General features: G+C 61.5%; 17 protein-coding genes. 7 read left to right on the top strand and 10 right to left on the bottom strand.

Annotated elements, in window-relative coordinates; translation table 11 throughout:
• Nucleotides 1-185: 185 nt before the first annotated feature.
• A complete protein-coding gene (locus EK16_RS04800) occupies nucleotides 186-836 on the top strand; it encodes an alpha-ketoglutarate-dependent dioxygenase AlkB (RefSeq protein ID WP_081910267.1) in 651 nt (216 codons plus the stop codon).
• Nucleotides 837-844: 8 nt separating this feature from the next.
• Here the strand turns inward: EK16_RS04800 and EK16_RS04805 are convergent, their stop codons facing one another.
• The 6 genes from EK16_RS04805 to EK16_RS04830 all read right to left on the bottom strand — a co-directional run bounded on the left by EK16_RS04805 (nucleotide 845) and on the right by EK16_RS04830 (nucleotide 6,041).
• Nucleotides 845-1,507 carry an EI24 domain-containing protein gene (locus EK16_RS04805; RefSeq protein WP_038035062.1) on the bottom strand — a complete coding sequence of 221 codons (663 nt, stop codon included), beginning with the start codon at nucleotides 1,505-1,507 and terminating at the stop codon, nucleotides 845-847.
• 161 nt (nucleotides 1,508-1,668) lie between these two features.
• A complete protein-coding gene (locus EK16_RS04810) occupies nucleotides 1,669-2,043 on the bottom strand; it encodes a hypothetical protein (protein WP_156098486.1) in 375 nt (124 codons plus the stop codon).
• Between the two features lie 413 nt (nucleotides 2,044-2,456).
• Entirely contained in the window at nucleotides 2,457-3,293 is an 837-nt protein-coding gene (locus EK16_RS04815) for a cytochrome c1 (RefSeq protein WP_038035065.1), read from the bottom strand.
• A gap of 35 nt (nucleotides 3,294-3,328) precedes the next feature.
• Nucleotides 3,329-4,573 (bottom strand): cytochrome b, encoded by a 1,245-nt coding sequence (locus EK16_RS04820; RefSeq protein ID WP_038035067.1) that lies wholly within the window; start codon nucleotides 4,571-4,573, stop codon nucleotides 3,329-3,331.
• Between the two features lie 16 nt (nucleotides 4,574-4,589).
• Nucleotides 4,590-5,165, bottom strand: a complete 576-nt coding sequence (petA, locus tag EK16_RS04825) for a ubiquinol-cytochrome c reductase iron-sulfur subunit (protein WP_038035071.1) — start codon at nucleotides 5,163-5,165, stop codon at nucleotides 4,590-4,592.
• Between the two features lie 291 nt (nucleotides 5,166-5,456).
• Nucleotides 5,457-6,041, bottom strand: a complete 585-nt coding sequence (locus EK16_RS04830; RefSeq protein WP_197059607.1) for a DUF922 domain-containing protein — start codon at nucleotides 6,039-6,041, stop codon at nucleotides 5,457-5,459.
• Nucleotides 6,042-6,259: 218 nt separating this feature from the next.
• Between EK16_RS04830 and EK16_RS04835 the strand changes: the two genes are divergently transcribed.
• Nucleotides 6,260-6,526, top strand: a complete 267-nt coding sequence (locus EK16_RS04835) for a cold-shock protein (RefSeq protein WP_051928944.1) — start codon at nucleotides 6,260-6,262, stop codon at nucleotides 6,524-6,526.
• A gap of 7 nt (nucleotides 6,527-6,533) precedes the next feature.
• Entirely contained in the window at nucleotides 6,534-7,211 is a 678-nt protein-coding gene (locus EK16_RS04840) for a pyridoxamine 5'-phosphate oxidase family protein (protein ID WP_038035910.1), read from the top strand.
• 74 nt (nucleotides 7,212-7,285) lie between these two features.
• Here the strand turns inward: EK16_RS04840 and EK16_RS04845 are convergent, their stop codons facing one another.
• Entirely contained in the window at nucleotides 7,286-8,692 is a 1,407-nt protein-coding gene (locus EK16_RS04845; protein WP_038035077.1) for a dipeptidase, read from the bottom strand.
• A 135-nt stretch (nucleotides 8,693-8,827) separates the two neighbouring features.
• Here EK16_RS04845 and EK16_RS04850 point away from each other — a divergent pair, with 135 nt between their 5' ends.
• The 3 genes from EK16_RS04850 to EK16_RS04860 all read left to right on the top strand — a co-directional run bounded on the left by EK16_RS04850 (nucleotide 8,828) and on the right by EK16_RS04860 (nucleotide 12,480).
• Nucleotides 8,828-10,393 carry an SLC13 family permease gene (locus tag EK16_RS04850; protein WP_231573606.1) on the top strand — a complete coding sequence of 522 codons (1,566 nt, stop codon included), beginning with the start codon at nucleotides 8,828-8,830 and terminating at the stop codon, nucleotides 10,391-10,393.
• Nucleotides 10,394-10,412: 19 nt separating this feature from the next.
• Nucleotides 10,413-11,426 carry a universal stress protein gene (locus EK16_RS04855; RefSeq protein ID WP_038035079.1) on the top strand — a complete coding sequence of 338 codons (1,014 nt, stop codon included), beginning with the start codon at nucleotides 10,413-10,415 and terminating at the stop codon, nucleotides 11,424-11,426.
• A 175-nt stretch (nucleotides 11,427-11,601) separates the two neighbouring features.
• Nucleotides 11,602-12,480, top strand: a complete 879-nt coding sequence (locus EK16_RS04860) for an S-methyl-5'-thioadenosine phosphorylase (RefSeq protein ID WP_038035914.1) — start codon at nucleotides 11,602-11,604, stop codon at nucleotides 12,478-12,480.
• 50 nt (nucleotides 12,481-12,530) lie between these two features.
• Here EK16_RS04860 and EK16_RS04865 read toward each other — a convergent pair whose 3' ends face one another.
• Complete coding sequence (locus EK16_RS04865; protein ID WP_197059608.1) at nucleotides 12,531-13,277, bottom strand: pentapeptide repeat-containing protein; 747 nt, start codon at nucleotides 13,275-13,277, stop codon at nucleotides 12,531-12,533.
• A 453-nt stretch (nucleotides 13,278-13,730) separates the two neighbouring features.
• On the opposite strand from EK16_RS04865, the gene EK16_RS04870 reads away from it, so the two are divergent.
• On the top strand, nucleotides 13,731-15,002 hold the full coding sequence (locus EK16_RS04870) for an NAD(P)/FAD-dependent oxidoreductase (RefSeq protein WP_038035083.1): 1,272 nt from the start codon (nucleotides 13,731-13,733) through the stop codon (nucleotides 15,000-15,002).
• Between the two features lie 84 nt (nucleotides 15,003-15,086).
• Here the strand turns inward: EK16_RS04870 and EK16_RS04875 are convergent, their stop codons facing one another.
• Both EK16_RS04875 and EK16_RS04880 read right to left on the bottom strand, forming a co-directional pair.
• Nucleotides 15,087-16,055, bottom strand: a complete 969-nt coding sequence (locus EK16_RS04875) for a type II secretion system F family protein (protein WP_038035084.1) — start codon at nucleotides 16,053-16,055, stop codon at nucleotides 15,087-15,089.
• 9 nt (nucleotides 16,056-16,064) lie between these two features.
• On the bottom strand, nucleotides 16,065-17,060 hold the full coding sequence (locus EK16_RS04880; protein WP_038035085.1) for a type II secretion system F family protein: 996 nt from the start codon (nucleotides 17,058-17,060) through the stop codon (nucleotides 16,065-16,067).
• Between the last annotated feature and the right edge of the window lies 1 nt (nucleotide 17,061).

Consider the following 17,061-nt stretch of genomic DNA (forward strand, 5'->3'; position numbering starts at 1 on the left):
GCCGGCGGTGAAAGCCCTTACTTCAGGCGCCTTCATTGCCCCGCCTGGTTTCGCGGAGGCCGGCCTCCGGTTGACAACCCCTGTAATTCAACGAATTCCGGCGATTCACTTAAAGGGCCGGTTTCGGGCTCGGGTGTTATATAGGAACGGCCCAAACCTCCATCAAGCAGCTGGGCGCAAGGAAAATGCAGGCGACCTTCCATGCGATCCGTGAACCGGACTGGCCCGAGGGCCTCGTGCTCTACCCCGGGCTTTTAACCGGGAATTCTTGCCAAAGCCTTCTTGAGGCCGTCGAGGAAGCGCTGAAGGATGCGCCGCTGTTCGTGCCGCGCATGCCGGGAAGCGGCCGGCCCTTCTCCGTGCGGATGAGCAATTTCGGCCCCTTGGGCTGGGTCTCGGACAAGGAGAAGGGCTATCGCTACGAACCGCTGCATCCCGTGACCAACAAGCCCTGGCCTGAGATGCCCGCCATATTGCGCGATCTGTGGGCGCGGCTTGTTGATCCACGGCTGCCGCCGGAAGCGGGGCTGATCAATTATTATGCGCCGGGGGCGCGCATGGGCCTGCATGTGGACGCGGATGAGGAGGCGACGGATGTGCCCATTCTCTCCGTCTCGCTGGGCTGGACGGCGCGCTTTCGCATCGGAGGGCTGCGGCGGGGCGGGCACACGCTGTCGCTGGTTCTGAAACATGGCGATGTGCTGATCATGGGCGGGACGGCGCGCCGCTGTTATCACGGCATTGATCGCATTTATCCGGAAAGCGGCCCCTCTCTGCCGGCTGCGATTGGGCCCGGGCGAATCAACATCACCTTGCGCCGGGTGACGCTGCCCTAGTCTCGTGCTTAAGCCGCAGGCTTCGCAATTCGCTTGAAGATGTGCACGAAATAGGCGGTGGCAAAAAGCGGCACGAAAAGATTGAGCAGCGGCACATGCGCCAAAAGCGCCGGGATCAGCCCCGCAAGCCACAGCCGCAGCCGATGGTTCTTGCGCAGCCGCTTGGCCTTGCGCATGGGCATGTGGCGGGTGGCGATCATGAGAAAGAATTCGCGCGAAAGCAGCCAGGCGTTGAGCGCCACCATGACGACGGGCCCGATGGCGAAAAACCACAGCGGCAGCAGCAGCAGGAAGGCGATCAGCATGATCAGGCCCGTTTCCACACCCATCCACAATGAGGTGAGAAAGGGCGCCTCCCGACCGGGCGGATCGGCGGGATAGTCACGCTTCTCGACGAGCTCGGCGACATCATCGAGAAAGAAGCCGGCGAACAGGGCCGTGACGGGCGCCATGAGCAGGAGAAAGGCGGCGAAAAGGCCAAGGCCCGTCAGCCAGGCAAGCGCGGTTTCCAGCCAGCCCCAGGGCAGGTGGGCGAAGAGGGACAGCGCCGTCTGAACCAGAACGAGCAGGATCAGGAAAAGCAGCACGGTCAGCCCCAGGGACTTCCACAAAATGCGGCGGAAGTCCGGCGAGAGCATGTCGCGCACGGCCTTGAGCGCAGCTTCAATCATGAACGCGCTGCTTCCTTTCCGGGCATGGCCTTGCGATCAGGCCGGGTTGGCAACAAAGGCGGCGGGCATGATACCGCGCACGGCCCTCAAGACAACGGCGGTTTGGGATTCTTCTCGTGTAACGAGGGAAAACAAGCGCAGGTGACGGCTTTACCGGCTCGTTACAGGCGGCGGAAGCGGATGCCGGCCACGGCATACCATTTTCCGGACACGCGGCGGACAATGGAGCAATGACGGCGGCCATCCAGCCATTCGTTGAAACGGATGCACAAGCGGCGCCCTTTCAGGCTCCAGCGGCCGCTGTCGGTGACCGGGCCGAACTGGCCATGCAGGCGCCCGTTGGCGGCGGCGGTGATACGGATGGCATAGCCCTTGACCATGGCCTTGAAGGTGCCGGGAAAGAGCCGGCGCAGTTCGCTGGGGCGCAAAAGCTCTCCGGCCTGTGCCGGCTGTAATGCGGTCGAAATCAAGGGCGTGGTCACAATGGCGCCGATGAAAAGAATTGTGGCGATGGCCTTAATCCTGACGGAACGCATCTTTTCTCGCATCTCCCCGTTTGAATTCTTGAAATCCTTGCTTTCCTGCCGATGCATGATCTCTTTGGCTCACCGGCAGAACGATATTGCCTCATCGAAGCTGAACAGCGCGTGGAAGGTGCATTCAGCCCCGGTTCATCTGCACGTTGTCTGATGAATGCGGGAGATCCCGCGTCAAGGCTTTAAGAGTGTTTCCGGCCGCTTTCCGGCTTGGCCAATGGCCCCTTTTGCAAAGCCAGCCGCCATGTGGCTGCAGATGATGACGAAAATGTGTCCGGCGGCGCATTTCCGGCCGGTTTTGTCTTCCCTGCACAATCAGGCGATGATGCCGCTCTCCTGATGCACGAACCGGAACAAAGAAGGGCCCGGCGAAAATGGCCGGGCCCGATGAGCGTGGTGATGTGAATTTTGTTTTAGTGTTTGATGCGGCTCCAGATGGCCTGCTTGACCATGAGCATGAGCAGCGCGAACACGCCCATGTAGAGCAGGGCCATGAGGCCGATCCGCTTGCGCTCCTCCATCTTGGGCATGGAAGCCCAGGCGAGGAAGGCGGCCACATCCGTGGCTTCCTGGATCAGCGTCGGCTTGGTGCCGTCGGCATATTCCACGTCCTCACCGGCCAGAGGCGGCGGCATGGCCAGCCAATGCCCCGGGAAGTAGGGGTTGTAATTCAGCCCTTCCTTGACCTCCTCGCCCGCAGGCGGATCCTGATAGCCGGCGATGAGGGAGCGGACGTATTCCGCACCGCCGTTGCCCTTGAACAGCTTGATGATCGGCGAGATGTACCACGGATAGTCCCAGCCCTCGCGCGCCTTGACGATGAGCGAGAGATCGGGCGGCACCGCGCCATTGTTGGCGGCCTTGGCCGCCTCTTCATTGGGATAGGGGCTGGGCACCGCATCCGAGAGACGCCCGGGGCGGGTGAACATTTCGCCTTCGTCATTGGGGCCGTCCTCGACCTCGAACTCGGCGGCGATGGCCTTGGCCTGCTTCTCGGTAAACTCCGGTCCGCCCGGCTCCGCCAGATTGCGGAAACGGATATACTTCAGCGAATGACAGTTGTGGCAGACCTCCTTGTAAACAAGCCAGCCACGCTGAAGCTGGGCGCGGTCAAACTTGCCGAAAGGCCCCTCGAAGCTGAAGTCGTAATCCTCGGCGTTCTTGCGCTCCGACCCTGAGGCCATGGCCTGACCCGTTATGACGGCCAGCGAAAGCCCCAAGGCGGTGAACAGTCTGATGATCGCTTTCATGATCTCATTCCCTCACATTCACTATCCTTGAGGCCTCAGGCCTTGGCTGCCTCTTCATCCTTGCCGAGCACGGCCTCCGCAATGGAGGAGGGCATGGGCTTGGGCTTCTCGAGGAAACCGAGAAGCGGCAGGATAATGAGGAAGTGGATGAAGTACCAGGCCGTGGCCAGCTGGGCAACTCTCAGCCAGGCGCCCTCAGGCGGCTGCGAGCCGCAGATGCCCAGGATGATGCAGACGATCACGAGCAGCCAGAAGAACTGGCGATACAGCGGCCGGTACTTTGCCGACTTGACCTTGGACTTGTCCAGCCAGGGCAGGAAGAAGAGGATGATGATCGAGGCGAACATCACCACCACGCCGCCCAGCTTGCTGGGGATGGCGCGCAGCATGGCGTAGAACGGCAGGAAGTACCATTCCGGCACGATGTGCGCGGGCGTGGACATCGGGTTGGCCGGCGCAAAGTTGATGGAGTGACCAAGGTACCAGGGCGAATAGAACACGAAGGCCGCATAGACCATGAGATAGACCACGATGGCGAAGAGGTCCTTCATGGTGTAGTAGGGATGGAAGGGCACCGTGTCCTTCTCGCTCTTCACCTCGATGCCATCGGGGTTGTTGTTGCCGGTCACGTGCAGCGCCCAGATGTGCAGGAACACCAGCGCCGCCAGCACGAAAGGCAGCAGGTAGTGCAGCGAGAAGAAGCGCTGCAGCGTGGGATTGCCCACGGAGAAGCCGCCCCACAGCCACTTCACGATCGGATCACCAATGACCGGGAAGGCCGAGAACAGGTTGGTGATCACCACCGCGCCCCAGTAGCTCATCTGACCCCAGGGCAGCACATATCCCATGAAGGCGGTGGCCATCATGGCGATGAAGATGATGACGCCGATCATCCACAGCACCTCGCGCGGGCTCTTGTAGGAGCCGTAATAGAGGCCGCGGAAGATGTGGATGTAGACGGCGATGAAGAAGAAGGAGGCGCCGTTGGCGTGCATCCAGCGGATGAGCCAGCCGTAATTGACGTCGCGCATGATGGTCTCTTCCACCGAGGTGAAAGCGAGATCCACATGCGGCGTGTAGTGCATCACCAGCACGATGCCGGTGATGATCTGGATGGCCAGCATGGTGGCGAGAATGCCGCCAAACGTCCACCAGTAGTTGAGATTGCGTGGCGTGGGAAAATCCACCAGCTGGGCGCGCACCACGGACAGGATCGGCAGGCGCGAATCCAGCCAGCGGGCCACGGGATTCTTGAACTCGTACGTGGAGTGTCCACTCATGATCCGATCGCTCCCCTCAGCCGATCACGATCTTCGTGTCGGTAATGTACTTGTAGGGCGGAATATCGAGATTGCGCGGGGCCGGCCCCTTGCGGATGCGCCCGGCGGTGTCATAGACGGAGCCGTGGCAGTTGCAGAACCAGCCGTGATATTCCCCCGCCTCCCCCTGCGGCACGCAACCGAGATGGGTGCAGATGCCGATCTGAATCAGGTATTTCTCGTTGACCTTGCCGGTGGCGTCCTTCACGCGGTTCTCGTCGGTGGCCGGCGCGTCGGGAGGCAGATTGGCGTTGCGCGCGATGGGGTCCTTCAGCTCGGCCAGCGGCGTGTTCTTCGCCTCCTCGATCTCCTTCTTCGTGCGATGACGCACGAAAACGGGCTTGCCGCGCCATTTGATGGTGACGCCCTGCCCCTCCTCAAGCGGGGCCAGGTCGAATTCCGTGGACGCCAGGGCGATCACGGAAGCATCCGGGTTCATCTGATCGATGAACGGCCAGAGCGCGAGCGCCGTGCCCACGGCGCCCACCGTGCCCGTTGCGACATAGAGAAAGTCGCGCCGGGTGAGATCTGCATTGTCCGTCGTGGTGGTCATGATTCCGATCCCTTGGCTTGAACCTGCCGAAAAGCTTTCGCTCCCCCGTGACGATCTGCCTTGCGCCCGGTCACGTCTGCCGCAAACCTGAAAGCAGGCATGACGCGACACGCCGCTTCGGGCCCAAGGCCGGCAGGGCTGGCGGTGTTTTTACATTGCCAAAAGGCAATGTCCAGAATTGAAGTGTCGCACCCTCGCCCCTGATCCACAGTGAAGAGATCACATCCGCGTGCGGCATAGAGCGATAGCCGGAACAATGCAAGCCCGGCGTCATTCCGGCCATGACGGAGGTCATGATCCGGCCTTGCCAGCCGGCCCCAGTGCTCGGCGCACGAAAGGCATGCGACGGGTGCGGCGCCTTTCCTTGATATCGAACCGATCATGGAGCCTGTCACAGCGCTTCAGAGCCGCGCGATGGAGCCGGCGCATGATGCGGCGGGCACGGGAGCAATTGCTTGCGCGCACGGTCCTGAGATCCTTTTCCAGACGCTTCAGGCAGGACAACCAGATGCGGCGATGCTGTTTTTCATGCCAGATCAGATGCCGGCGAAAGCGGCGCCAGTCCCTTTTCACCGCCGGCGGGAATGCGGCATAGTCCCGGGCGCGGGGCACGAGTATCTCGAATTTCACGTTCACATCCACCCGTGAAATGCGGCAGCCGCGGGCGTCGGCCACGAAACCCGCCTCCACGGTGCTTTTCATGCGGGTGCGGGCATAGGCGAGGTGCCCGGAAACGCGCGGGCCGTTTTTCGCCAGTGCCGCGAGCAGGGCCGCAGGAGTGCGCCCGGGCACGAGAAAGGTCTTGGTGCGCGTGGACGTGATGAAACGGGCATGGGCCGGAATGGCAAGCCCCAGACCGAGGAGAAACAGCAGCACCCCCCGCAACGCCCATGCACGGAGATGCCAGGTAGATCCCTTCATCACCCCTGCCGGCATGATCATGCCTTTCTTCATTCCGCCCGCCCAAATGCGCTTGCCTGCCCCACGTTACGGTTGTATACGCGAATCACGCAAACGTTTTGCGACATGGCCACACGGTAGCGGGAGGGCTAAGAGGATGCAATCCGCTTGCATACCGTTGGTGGCCGAGGCTTATGAACACTTCGCGAAAAACGCGCCTTGCCGGCGAGAAACTTTCCGGGACGGTGAAGTTCTTCAACCTCAAAAAGGGATATGGCTTCATCGTGCCGGACGATGGCGGGCCGGATGTGTTCGTTCACATCACCGCCGTGCACGAGGCCGGCATCGCCTGTCTGGAGGCGGGCATGCGCGTGGCCTTCGTTCTCGACGAAGCGCCTAAGAAAGGCTCCCTGCAGGCAACCCGCCTGCAGCTTCTCGATGAAGCGGATGAACACGGATGATTCCAGCATGAACACACAAGATTTAACACCCCCCTCTTCCCGCAGCCGCATCCGTCGTGCCCCGCACAAGGCGCGCTATGACCGGCAGACGATCCATGCCATTCTTGATGCGCAGCCGCTGGCGCATCTGGGTGTGGTGCTCGATGACGGCTCGCCGCTGGTCATTCCCACCCTGCAATGGCGCGAGGGCGATCACGTCTACATTCACGGCTCGGCCGCCTCGCGGGCGCTGAAGGCGGCACTGGCGCGGCCGGTGTGCCTTACGGTGTCGCTGCTTGATGGCTGGAAGCTGGCGCGTTCGGCCTTCCATCATTCGGTCAATTACCGCTCGGTGGTCATTCACGGGCGCATGCATGCCGTTTCTGACGAAGAGAAGAAGACAAAGCTCGATACCATGATCGACACCTTCTTTCCCGGCCGCAGCGGCATTCTGCGCCCGATGAAGGCCAAGGAGCTGAAGGCGACGATGGTGCTTGGCATCTCTCTTGACGAGGCCGTGGCCAAGGTGGACGACCTGCCGGTGCAGGACGATGCCGAGGACCTGAACCTGCCGATCTGGGCCGGTGTCGTTCCGGTGAAGACCGTGGCCGGTCATCCGCAGCCGGATGCGAATCTGCCTGAAGACACGCCGGTGCCGGATCATGTGATCCCGGTCTACCTGCGCGCAAACGGCCAGAATTGCTAATGCGGGCAACCTTTTATTGGTCGTTCCCGTGAAAAGTGCGGCCTTGCGGTCGCGCAGAAGATGGCCAGGTCTCCTCACATGGTGGTTTCAGCCAGACGGGCCATGATGCGGGCCCAGCTGCGCATGCCCTTGTGAAAGCTGGTGAGATCGTATTTTTCATTGGGGGCGTGAATGGCATCGTCGGGCAGGCCGAAGCCGACAAGCAGGGTGTCCATGCCGAGAATGTGGCGGAAACTGCCGACAACGGGAATGGAGCCGCCGCAGCCCATGAAAACCGGCGCCCTGCCCCATTCTTCCTCCAAAGCGGCGGCGGCCGCTTTCACCGGCGGGGAATCTTCGGGGATTTCAATGGCGGGGGCGCCGGCCTCGGCCTCGGCAAAGCGGGCGGTGAAGCCAGCGGGCAGATGCTGGCGCACGTGTTCACGGAAGGCCTCGCGCACGGCCTGCGGATCCTGCCGCCCGACAAGGCGGAAGGAGATTTTCAGGAAAGCCTCGGCCGGAATGACGGTTTTGGCGCCAGGGCCCATGTGCCCGCCGCCCATGCCGTTGACCTCGGCGGTTGGCCGCGCCCAAATCTTCTCAAGCGCCGTATAGCCCTTCTCACCCGCCGCCGGTGGTTTCAGGCCGACCTCCGCCAGCAACCGCGCATCGTCCATGCCGAGCTTGGCCCACTGCCGGCGCAGGGTGGCGGGCAGATCGGACACCCCCTCATAAAAGCCCTTCAGGGTGACACGCCCCTCTTCGTCCCAAAGCGCGCTGACAAGGCGGGCGAGCACATGCAGGGGGTTTGGCACCGGGCCACCGTAAAGACCGGAGTGCAGATCGGCATTCGGCCCCTTGATCACCACCTCGTCATGCACGATACCGCGCAGGCGCGTGGTGATGGCGGGGGTTTCGGCATCCCACTGGTTGGTGTCGCAGACAAGGGCAATGTCGGCCTGCAAATCCGCCTTGCGCGCTTTCAGAAAGGCATCGAGCGAGGGAGAGCCGATTTCCTCCTCGCCTTCCAGCAGGATGGTGACGGGAAAGGGCGGCCTGCCCTCGTGCACCTGCATCCAGGCACGCAAGGCTTCCAGAAAGGTGAGCAGCTGGCCCTTGTCATCGGCGGCCCCCCGGGCATAGACGCGGGCGCGCCCATCGGCACCGGTGCGGATCTCGGGCTTGAAGGGATCGCTGTGCCAGGCCTCGCGCGGTTCCACGGGCTGCACGTCGTAATGACCGTAGAAAAGAACGCGCGGCGCGGCATGCATGGTATCCACCGAATGCGCCAGCACGACCGGATGACCGCCGGTTTCCTCAACGGACGCCTTCAGTCCCATGTCGGCAAGCAAATTCGCCAGCCACTGTGCCGTGCGGCGGCAGTCTTCGGCATGGGCCGGGTCGGCGGATATGGAGGGCATGCGCAGAAGCTCAAACCAGCGCTCCATGCTGGCGTTCAATCCCTCATCGATCGCGGCAAGAACGGCGTGCAGTCTCGACATGAGCGGATCTCCGGTCTAGAAAGCCGCAAGGTTAACATGTAAGTATCGGACCCGGCCCGATATGCGCCATGCCCGAATGATGACGACCGAGGTGTTCTTAAAGCGCCGCCGGCCGTTTCTTGCAAGGGAGCCCGAATGAGCATGACGCAGGAGAATACCGCCAGCAGGCCCCACTTCGATCTCGCGCGGGAAAGCCTACAGGCGCCCGCGCCCGATTTGCTTTATCATTTGCGCCAGCGTGGGTATCAGCGCTGGCTTTTGTTTCAGCGAAACATCAACCTCCAATATTTCATCGAAAAACGCTGGCTGTTCTTTGCCTTCATTCTCGGCACCATTCTCATTCTGCTGCCCACGCCGGAGGGGCTGACGCGGGAAGGGCAGATCGTGCTGACCATGTCGGTGGTGGCGACGATCCTGTTCATCACCGAGCCGGTGCCATTGCCGACGGTGGCGCTGCTGATCGTGGTGGCGCAGGTGGTGCTGCTGGGGGTGGAATCCACCAAGGTGGCCAAGAGCCTGATGACGGATTCGGTGCTGTTCATCATGGGCTCGCTGATGCTGGCGGTGGCGGTGGTGAAGCAGAAGCTGGATACGCGCATCGCCTGGGCCATCGTGCGGATCACGGGCACGCGCACCATCAACATCGCCTTCGGCATTTCCTTCGTTTCCGGCCTTCTTGCCTCGTTCATCGGCGAACACACGGTGGCGGCGATGATGCTGCCGGTGGGCATCACCCTGATTACGCTCACCTCGAAAGATCCCAAGAAGGTGCGCAATCTCGCCGCGGTGCTGCTGTTCTCCATCTCCTATGGCTGTTCGGTGGCCGGCATCGGCACGCCGTCTGGCGGTGCGCGCAACGCGATCATGATCGGCTACTGGCAGGAGTTCTTCCACGATCCCAACGATCCGGAGACGTTCAAGTACGTCATCGACTATGCGAAGTGGATGGCCTACGCCTATCCGATCTTCCTTTTGCAGCTGCCTTTCGTCACGCTCATCCTGTTCACGGCCTTCAGGCCGGAATACAAGAAGCTGGACCGTGCCGTTGCGCGCCTGCGCAGCCGGGTGCTGGAACAGGGGCCGCTGAAGCCGGCTGACTGGGTGGCGATCATTCTTTTCTTCGCCATTCTCTATGGCTGGATCTTCCTGTCCGGCGAATACGGCATGGGTACCATCGCCGTTGCCGGCGCGGCGGCCTTCCTGATTGCGGCGCTGGTCAACTGGGAGGACATCAACTCCGGTGTGAACTGGGGTGTGGTGCTGCTTTATGCGGCGGCGATCTCGCTCGGCGTGCAGATGAAGAACACCGGCGCGGCCGCCTGGGTGGCCAACCAGTTCCTTTCGCTGCTCGATCCCATTGGCATGGGACACGGCGTGGGCCTGTGGGCCGCGGTTTCCGCCCTGACGACGGCGGTGACCAACACCATGTCCAACGGCGCGGCAGTGGCCGTTCTTGGCCCGATCGTGCTGAAGCTGGCGCAGGCGGCGGGCGAAAGCCCCATCGTCATCGGCTTCATCACCGCCATTTCCTCCGCCTTCGCCTATCTCACCGTGGTGGGCACGCCGGCGTGCACCATCGTTTACGCATCGGGCTATCTGAAAACCACCGACTTCCTCAAGGTGGGCTGGCGGATGGTGATCATGTCCACCATCCTGCTGCTGCTGGCGGCCTATTTCTACTGGCCACTGCTGGGCACCTGACGATCCGGGAGGCTTGACCATGGGACTTGCCGACTTCTTCCGTTCTTCGCCCCTCAAGGATCGCCATGAACAGGCCGTCATCGAACAGGTGCGCAAGCTGCAGGAGGAGCGTCGAAAGCGCTTTCGCGTTCTCGTCGCCCTGAAGGACGAGGAGACGCTCTATGTGGTGCGCCTGGCCGCCCGGCTGGCCAACTGTCCGAAATGCGACATCGTGCTGCTCTATGTGCGGCCGGTGGACAGATCCGGCGTCATCCAGATCCAGCTGGCCCGCAAGAATATGCTGGAGGCCGGTGTGGAGCTGCCCGGCCTGCGGCTTCTCAAGCAGGCGCTGGAGGTTCTCAAGGAGGAGCTCAACCTGCCGCTCGATTCCTGCGAGAGCAAGTCGGTGCACACGGAGGCCTGGGGCGATCCGGCCGGTGACAACAAGGTGAGCTTCCGCTGTCCGGAGGGGCGGGAAATCGTCCTGAAGCTGAAGGTGGCGCCGGAGGTGGCTTCCGGCATTCTCGATCAGTATGAGCTCGGGCCTTATAACCTGATTATCATTGGCGAGCCGACGCGCTGGAAGAAATCCGGCATCTGGGTGCTGTTCCATCACGTTGTGGCCGAGCGGGTGCTGGCGTTAGCGCCGTGCTCCGTGCTCATCGCCCGTGATTCTCTGGATCGCAAGGGCTTCTTCATCTATGTGGACGGCTCCGCCCGCGCCGCCAATGCCGCCAGACGCGCCGCCGTTCTGGCCTATGAAGCCGGGGAGGACATCACGCTGTTTTCCGTGGCCGAAAGCAAGGCGGAACGGGCAAAGGCCGAAAAGGCGGTGGAGGACGTGGCCGGCATTCTGGAGAAGCTGGACATTCCGGTGAAGGAAAAACGCGTGGAGGTGGGCCGCCCGGCGGACAAGATCGTGGAATGCGGCGCCGATCATCTGCTGACGGTGATTCCGGATGAAGGGCGCTCGCGGCTTTATCGCATCCTGTTCGGTTCGCTGGCCTTCGAGGTGGCACGCAAGGCGAAGACCTCCGTGCTCAACGTGCGCTGAAAGCCAGCCTGAAAACGGCAGGATCCGGCCGGGCTTGTCCGTTCGGTTGAAAGGCGTGTTTCCGGCCTGGGCCGTCTTGACTTGTGTTTCCGGATCGGCAAACCCCCATCAGACAGCATGGCAACAGCCGGCGGCATGTCTGGGCATGAGCTTTTCTTTCGAGAGGACGGGCATCATGGAGAAGAAGGCGGTTCTTGGCATCATTGGCGGTTCGGGGCTTTACGGGCTGGATCTTGAGGATGCCGAATGGGTGAAGGTGGACAGCCCCTGGGGGGAGCCGTCCGATCAGTTTCTCGTCGGGCATTATGATGGGCTGAAGGTGGTCTTTCTGCCCCGACACGGGCGCGGACACCGCATCTCGCCTTCCGACATCAACTACCGCGCCAACATCGATGCCATGAAGCGGCTGGGGGTGACCGACCTCGTTTCGCTGTCCGCCTGCGGTTCGTTCCGGGAGGAGCTTTCGCCCGGCACCTTCGTTCTCGTCGATCAGTTCATCGACCGCACGCGGGCGCGCCCGGCGAGCTTTTTTGGCAAGGGCTGCGTGGCGCACGTCTCCATGGCGCATCCGGTCTCGCCCATCCTCGTCGATCACATCGAGGCCGCCTGCAAGGCGGAGGGGCTGCGCCATCATCGTGGCGGCACCTATCTGGCCATGGAGGGGCCGCAGTTTTCCACCCTGGCGGAATCCCATCTTTACAGGGCGTGGGGATGTGACGTCATCGGCATGACCAACATGCCGGAGGCCAAGCTGGCGCGGGAAGCGGAAATCAAATACGCCACCGTGGCCATGGTGACGGACTATGACTCCTGGCATGAGGAGCACGGGGAGGTGGACATCACCGCCATCATCAAGGTGATGCAGGAGAATTCCGCCAACGCCCTGCAGCTGGTGAAGCGCTTGGTCGCCGATTTTCCGCGCACGTTCGAGCCCTGTCCGGCCGGATCGGACACCGCGCTTGAGCATGCCATCATCACCGCGCCGGAAGCGCGGGATCCCGCGCTGCTCGCCAAGCTGGACGCCGTGGCAGGGCGGGTTCTGAACAGAGGCTAAGCCTTTTTCCGAAGGGCATCACCATTCTCTGGTGACAGTTTTGTTTCCCCTCAGCGGTCTGCCCGTTTTTGCGGCAGGCCCTTGGCGCCTGCGGTCTTGCACTCCTCGATGGTGATGTTGTCCAGCCTGGCCCCGGTGAAATCGGCGTTTTCCAGCCGGGTGGAGACGAAATTCGCCCCTGAGAGATCGGCGCCGTGAAAGCGGGCGCCTGTGAGATCGGATTCCTCAATGGTGAGGCCGGTCATGTTGGCCTTGTCAAAACGGGCGTTGCGCAGATCAGAGCCAATGATGAAGCCGCGGAACATCATCGCGCCCGAAAAATCGGCATCGGGCAGTTTTGCCTCATCCATCTCGACATCACGCAGATGCGCCCCGTTGAAGCGCACGCCCTTGCCATGCATGCCGCTCAAGATGGCGCCGAACATGTAGGCCTTGGTGAAATCCACACCTTCCGCCGAGGTGTTGCCCAGGCGCGTATGGAGCAGATCGCTATCCCTGAACGATGCGCCATCGAGCTTGCACCCCTGCAAATTGGCCCAACGGAAGTTTGCCCCGTCCAGGCGCGCGGAAATAAGGGAGCAGCCCTGCATGCGCGCGTTGGTGAAATTCACGCCCCGCAGGTCGGCCCCATGCAGATCCACCCCCATGAGCATGCGCCCCTTGAAATTGCAGTGGCGCAGATCGGTTTCCGGTGCAGGTTTCTGGCAATCGCCCTTTGGCATGGCCACCGCGGGAAGGGTGATGGATGCGATCAGAAGGGCGGATGCGGCTAGACGTGTGGCGATGCTCGCAGGCATGAGACAGGCTCCCGAATGCAGGCAGCGCATCGCTTCTGTTCCCCGCAAGGTTCTCTAGCATGTCTGCGGGCGCTTGTGGATAGGCCTCAAACGCCTGGAGCGTTTGGGCCGGGAAAGCATGCGGAATGTGCACGGCATGAGGGAAGAAAGCTGATGCAGATCGGGCTTTGCCTTGCGCAGGCAGGAATAAGCCGGACATTGCGACGGGTTGCCACTTGAACGAGAACGAGACGGGCGATACAGAAAAGGCCAGTTCTTGTCGGCGCGTGAGCCGGAGGATCCGGCCTTGTCGGAGCACGCGGCAGGGGGGAACGGAATTCGCCGCAGCATAAAGTGCGGCCTTTCGCGGCAGAAGGACACTTCCGCCGTTCACTAAAGCGAGAGCTGGATCGCTCCGCCGTCCTTGGCCAAGGGGCGACGGGGCCAACAAGCATTCAACAGAGGGAGAGGAGCATGGCCCACATCGTCGTCATCGGTGCCGGCATCGGCGGCATTCCAACAGCCTATGAGCTGAAGGAAGTCGTCGGTCCCGGAGACAAGATCACTGTCGTCAACAACCGGCCTGTCTTTCAGTTCACGCCGTCCAATCCCTGGGTGGCCGTCGGCTGGAGAAAGCGCGAGGACGTGACCATCGAGATGGGCCCGGTGTTCTCGCGCCACGGGATCGACTTCATCGCGAAGACCGTGACCAAGATCCTGCCGGAAGAGAACAAGATCGAGCTGGAAGGCGGCGAAACGCTGGACTACGACTTCCTGGTCATTGCCGCAGGTCCGGAACTGGCCTTCGACGAGGTGGAAGGCCTCGGGCCGGAGGGCGGCTATACGCAGTCCGTCTGCACCATCGAACACGCCGAGAAGGCCTATGTGGCCTGGGAGGAGTTCTGTGCCGATCCCGGCCCGGTGCTGGTGGGCGCGGTGCAGATGGCCTCCTGCTTCGGTCCGGCCTATGAGTTTGCCGCCATCATGGACACGGACCTGAAGAAGCGGGACATCCGCCACAAGGTGCCGATGACCTTCGTCACTTCCGAGCCCTATATCGGGCATCTGGGCCTTGGCGGCGTCGGTGACACCAAAGGCTTGCTGGAATCCGAGTTCCGTGACCGCAACATCAAGTGGATCACCAACGCCAAGGTGGACAAGGTTGAGCCCAACACGATGTTCGTCACGGAGGTGGACGAGGACGGCAACGACAAGAAGAAGCACGAGCTCGAATTCAAGTATGCGATGATGCTGCCGGCCTTCCGTGGCGTGCGTCCGGCCATGGGTATTGAGGGGCTGGCCAATCCGCGCGGCTTCATCATCGTGGACAAGCATCAGCGCAATCCCAAGTATCCCAACATTTTCGGCGTCGGCGTCTGCATCGCCATTCCGCCGCTGGAGGCCACGCCGGTGCCGGTGGGCGTGCCCAAGACGGGCTACATGATCGAATCGATGGTGACGGCCACGGTGCAGAACATCGGCGAGCTGTTAAAGGGCCGAGAACCGACTCACGAGCCAACGTGGAACGCCCTGTGCCTGGCCGATCTTGGCGACAAGGGCGTGGTATTCTTCGCGCGGCCGCAGAACCCGCCGCGGAACATCAACTGGTCGGCCGAGGGCAAGTGGGTGCATCTGGCCAAGATCGCCTTCGAGAAATACTTCCTGCGCAAGGTGCGCAAGGGTGTGTCCGAGCCGTTCATCGAGCGCTATCTGCTCGGCCTGGTGAAGATGCACCGCCTGAAGTGATCCGCTTTCGTCATTCTCATGCAGAAAGGGCGCCGGAACATCCTCCGGCGCCCTTTTCTCATTCATACCAAGGCACTGCTCAGATCAGGGAAGCTTGAAAGCCACGATGGAAGCCGGCCCAAGCAGCACGATGAAGATAACCGGCAGAAAGAACATCACCATGGGAACAGTGAGTTTCGGCGGCAGGGCCGCTGCCTTCTTTTCCAGCTCCATCATGCGTTCGCGCCGGTTTTCCTCGGCGGAATTGCGCAGCGCCATGCCAAGGGACGTGCCGTAGGTTTCCGCCTGGATGAGCGAGTTCACCACTGCCTTGACAACGGGCAGGCCCGTGCGCTTGGCCAGATTTTCCAAAGCCTTGGAACGATCGCCGAGATAAGAGAGTTCCGCCGTCGTCAGTTGCAGCTCCTCGGCGAGCGCTGGGGAGATGGTGCCGATCTCCTTGGCCACACGCGTCATGGCCACCTCAATGGACATGCCGGATTCGACACTGATGAGCATGAGGTCCAGCGCATCCGACCAGGCCATGCGAATGGACTGCTGCCGACGCTGAATCATGTTGGTCAGAATGATTGTCGGCAAATAGAAGCCCACGACACCCGCCGCAAGAGTGCCCGCTATTCTTATGGTCGTGTCCACTTCGGAATTGAGCAGCCCCATGTAAACATAGGCGAAGATCATAAGCGCCACGGGCAGGATCACGCGGGCGGCAAGAAAGATCACCATGTGCTTCTCCTGCCTCAGACCCGCCATGCGCAATTTCTCGCGATAACGCTCCGCCTCGAGCAGCTCGTGCAAATTGAGAGCCCGAACGAGCTCCGCCAGAAGGCCATTCGGCTTCTCGCGCAATCTTTTGTTCTGCGCTTCTTCCAATGCCGCTTTCTGCTGCGCACGCAGCTTGTCACGCTCCAAGGCGACGCGCTCCATGCGATCCTTGAGTTCATTGCGCGCCATGAGCGGCTTGAGAAAGGTCACGATCATGAGAAAGACCAGGCCGGCAACGGCGACCGTGACCAGGTTCTCGGTCTTGGTGAAGTATTCAATGAAAGACCACATGGTTCTCGCTCAGACCTTGAAGTTGATCATCTTGTACATCACGATGATGCCGGTCGACATCCACACAACCGCACCAACAAGCATGAACTTGCCCGTGATCGTGTTGAACAGGGGCTGGATATATTCCGGATTGAGAACGCTGATCGCCGCCAAAAGCAGAACAGGCAACGCACCAATGATCGAGGCACCCGCTTTTGCTTCCTGCGAAAGCGCCTTCACTTTCAGCCGCATACCCTTGCGGTCGCGCAGGACCTTGGCAAGATTGTTCAGCACTTCGGAGAGGTTGCCACCCGACTGCTGCTGAATGCCGATGACGATGGACAGAAAGTTTACCTCCGGCAAGGGCATGCGGTCATACATGCGCTGAAAGCCCTGATCCAGCGGGATGCCAAGTCTCTGGCCCTCGACGACTTCACGAAATTCCACACCGATGGGGTCCGGCATCTCCTTGGCCACCAGCTTGAGAGCCTCATTGAGAGGCAGGCCGGCCTTGATGGAGCGAACCATGGCATCGATGGTTTCGGGCAGAAGCGTGAGAAAGGCCAGCTCTCTCCTCTTGCGCAGAAATTTCAGCAGCCAGTAGGGAACGCCAAGCCCGCCAACGAGCAATCCACCAAGCCCCACGAAGGGATTGCGCGACAGCACAAGAGTGACCAACCCCAAAATCACGCCGGAGCCCAACGCGAAAAGATAATATTGAACAGGGGAAACCTTCAGCCCCGCCTGCCGCAACATCTTTTTCAGGCTGGGACGCTGTCCTTTCTTGCGGCGCCGCGTTTCTTCCTCAACCTCACGCAGCATGGCCTGCACCTGCTTGCGGCGCTTGTCCTTGTGCAGCTTTTGCAGGTTGGCCTTCTGCACTTCCTTTTCATTCACGATGCGGTTCATGCGCCGAGAGCGCGACGCCTTGTCCGACATGAACCTCTGCAAGATGAAAATCGTCAACCCGCCCACCACAAGGGCGATGACCCCCATCATGACGATTTGCAGAAACTGCGGATTCATC

The sequence above is a fragment of the Thermopetrobacter sp. TC1 genome (genome assembly GCF_000746275.1).
In the GTDB taxonomy this organism is placed as follows: Bacteria; Pseudomonadota; Alphaproteobacteria; order Rhizobiales; family Aestuariivirgaceae; genus Thermopetrobacter.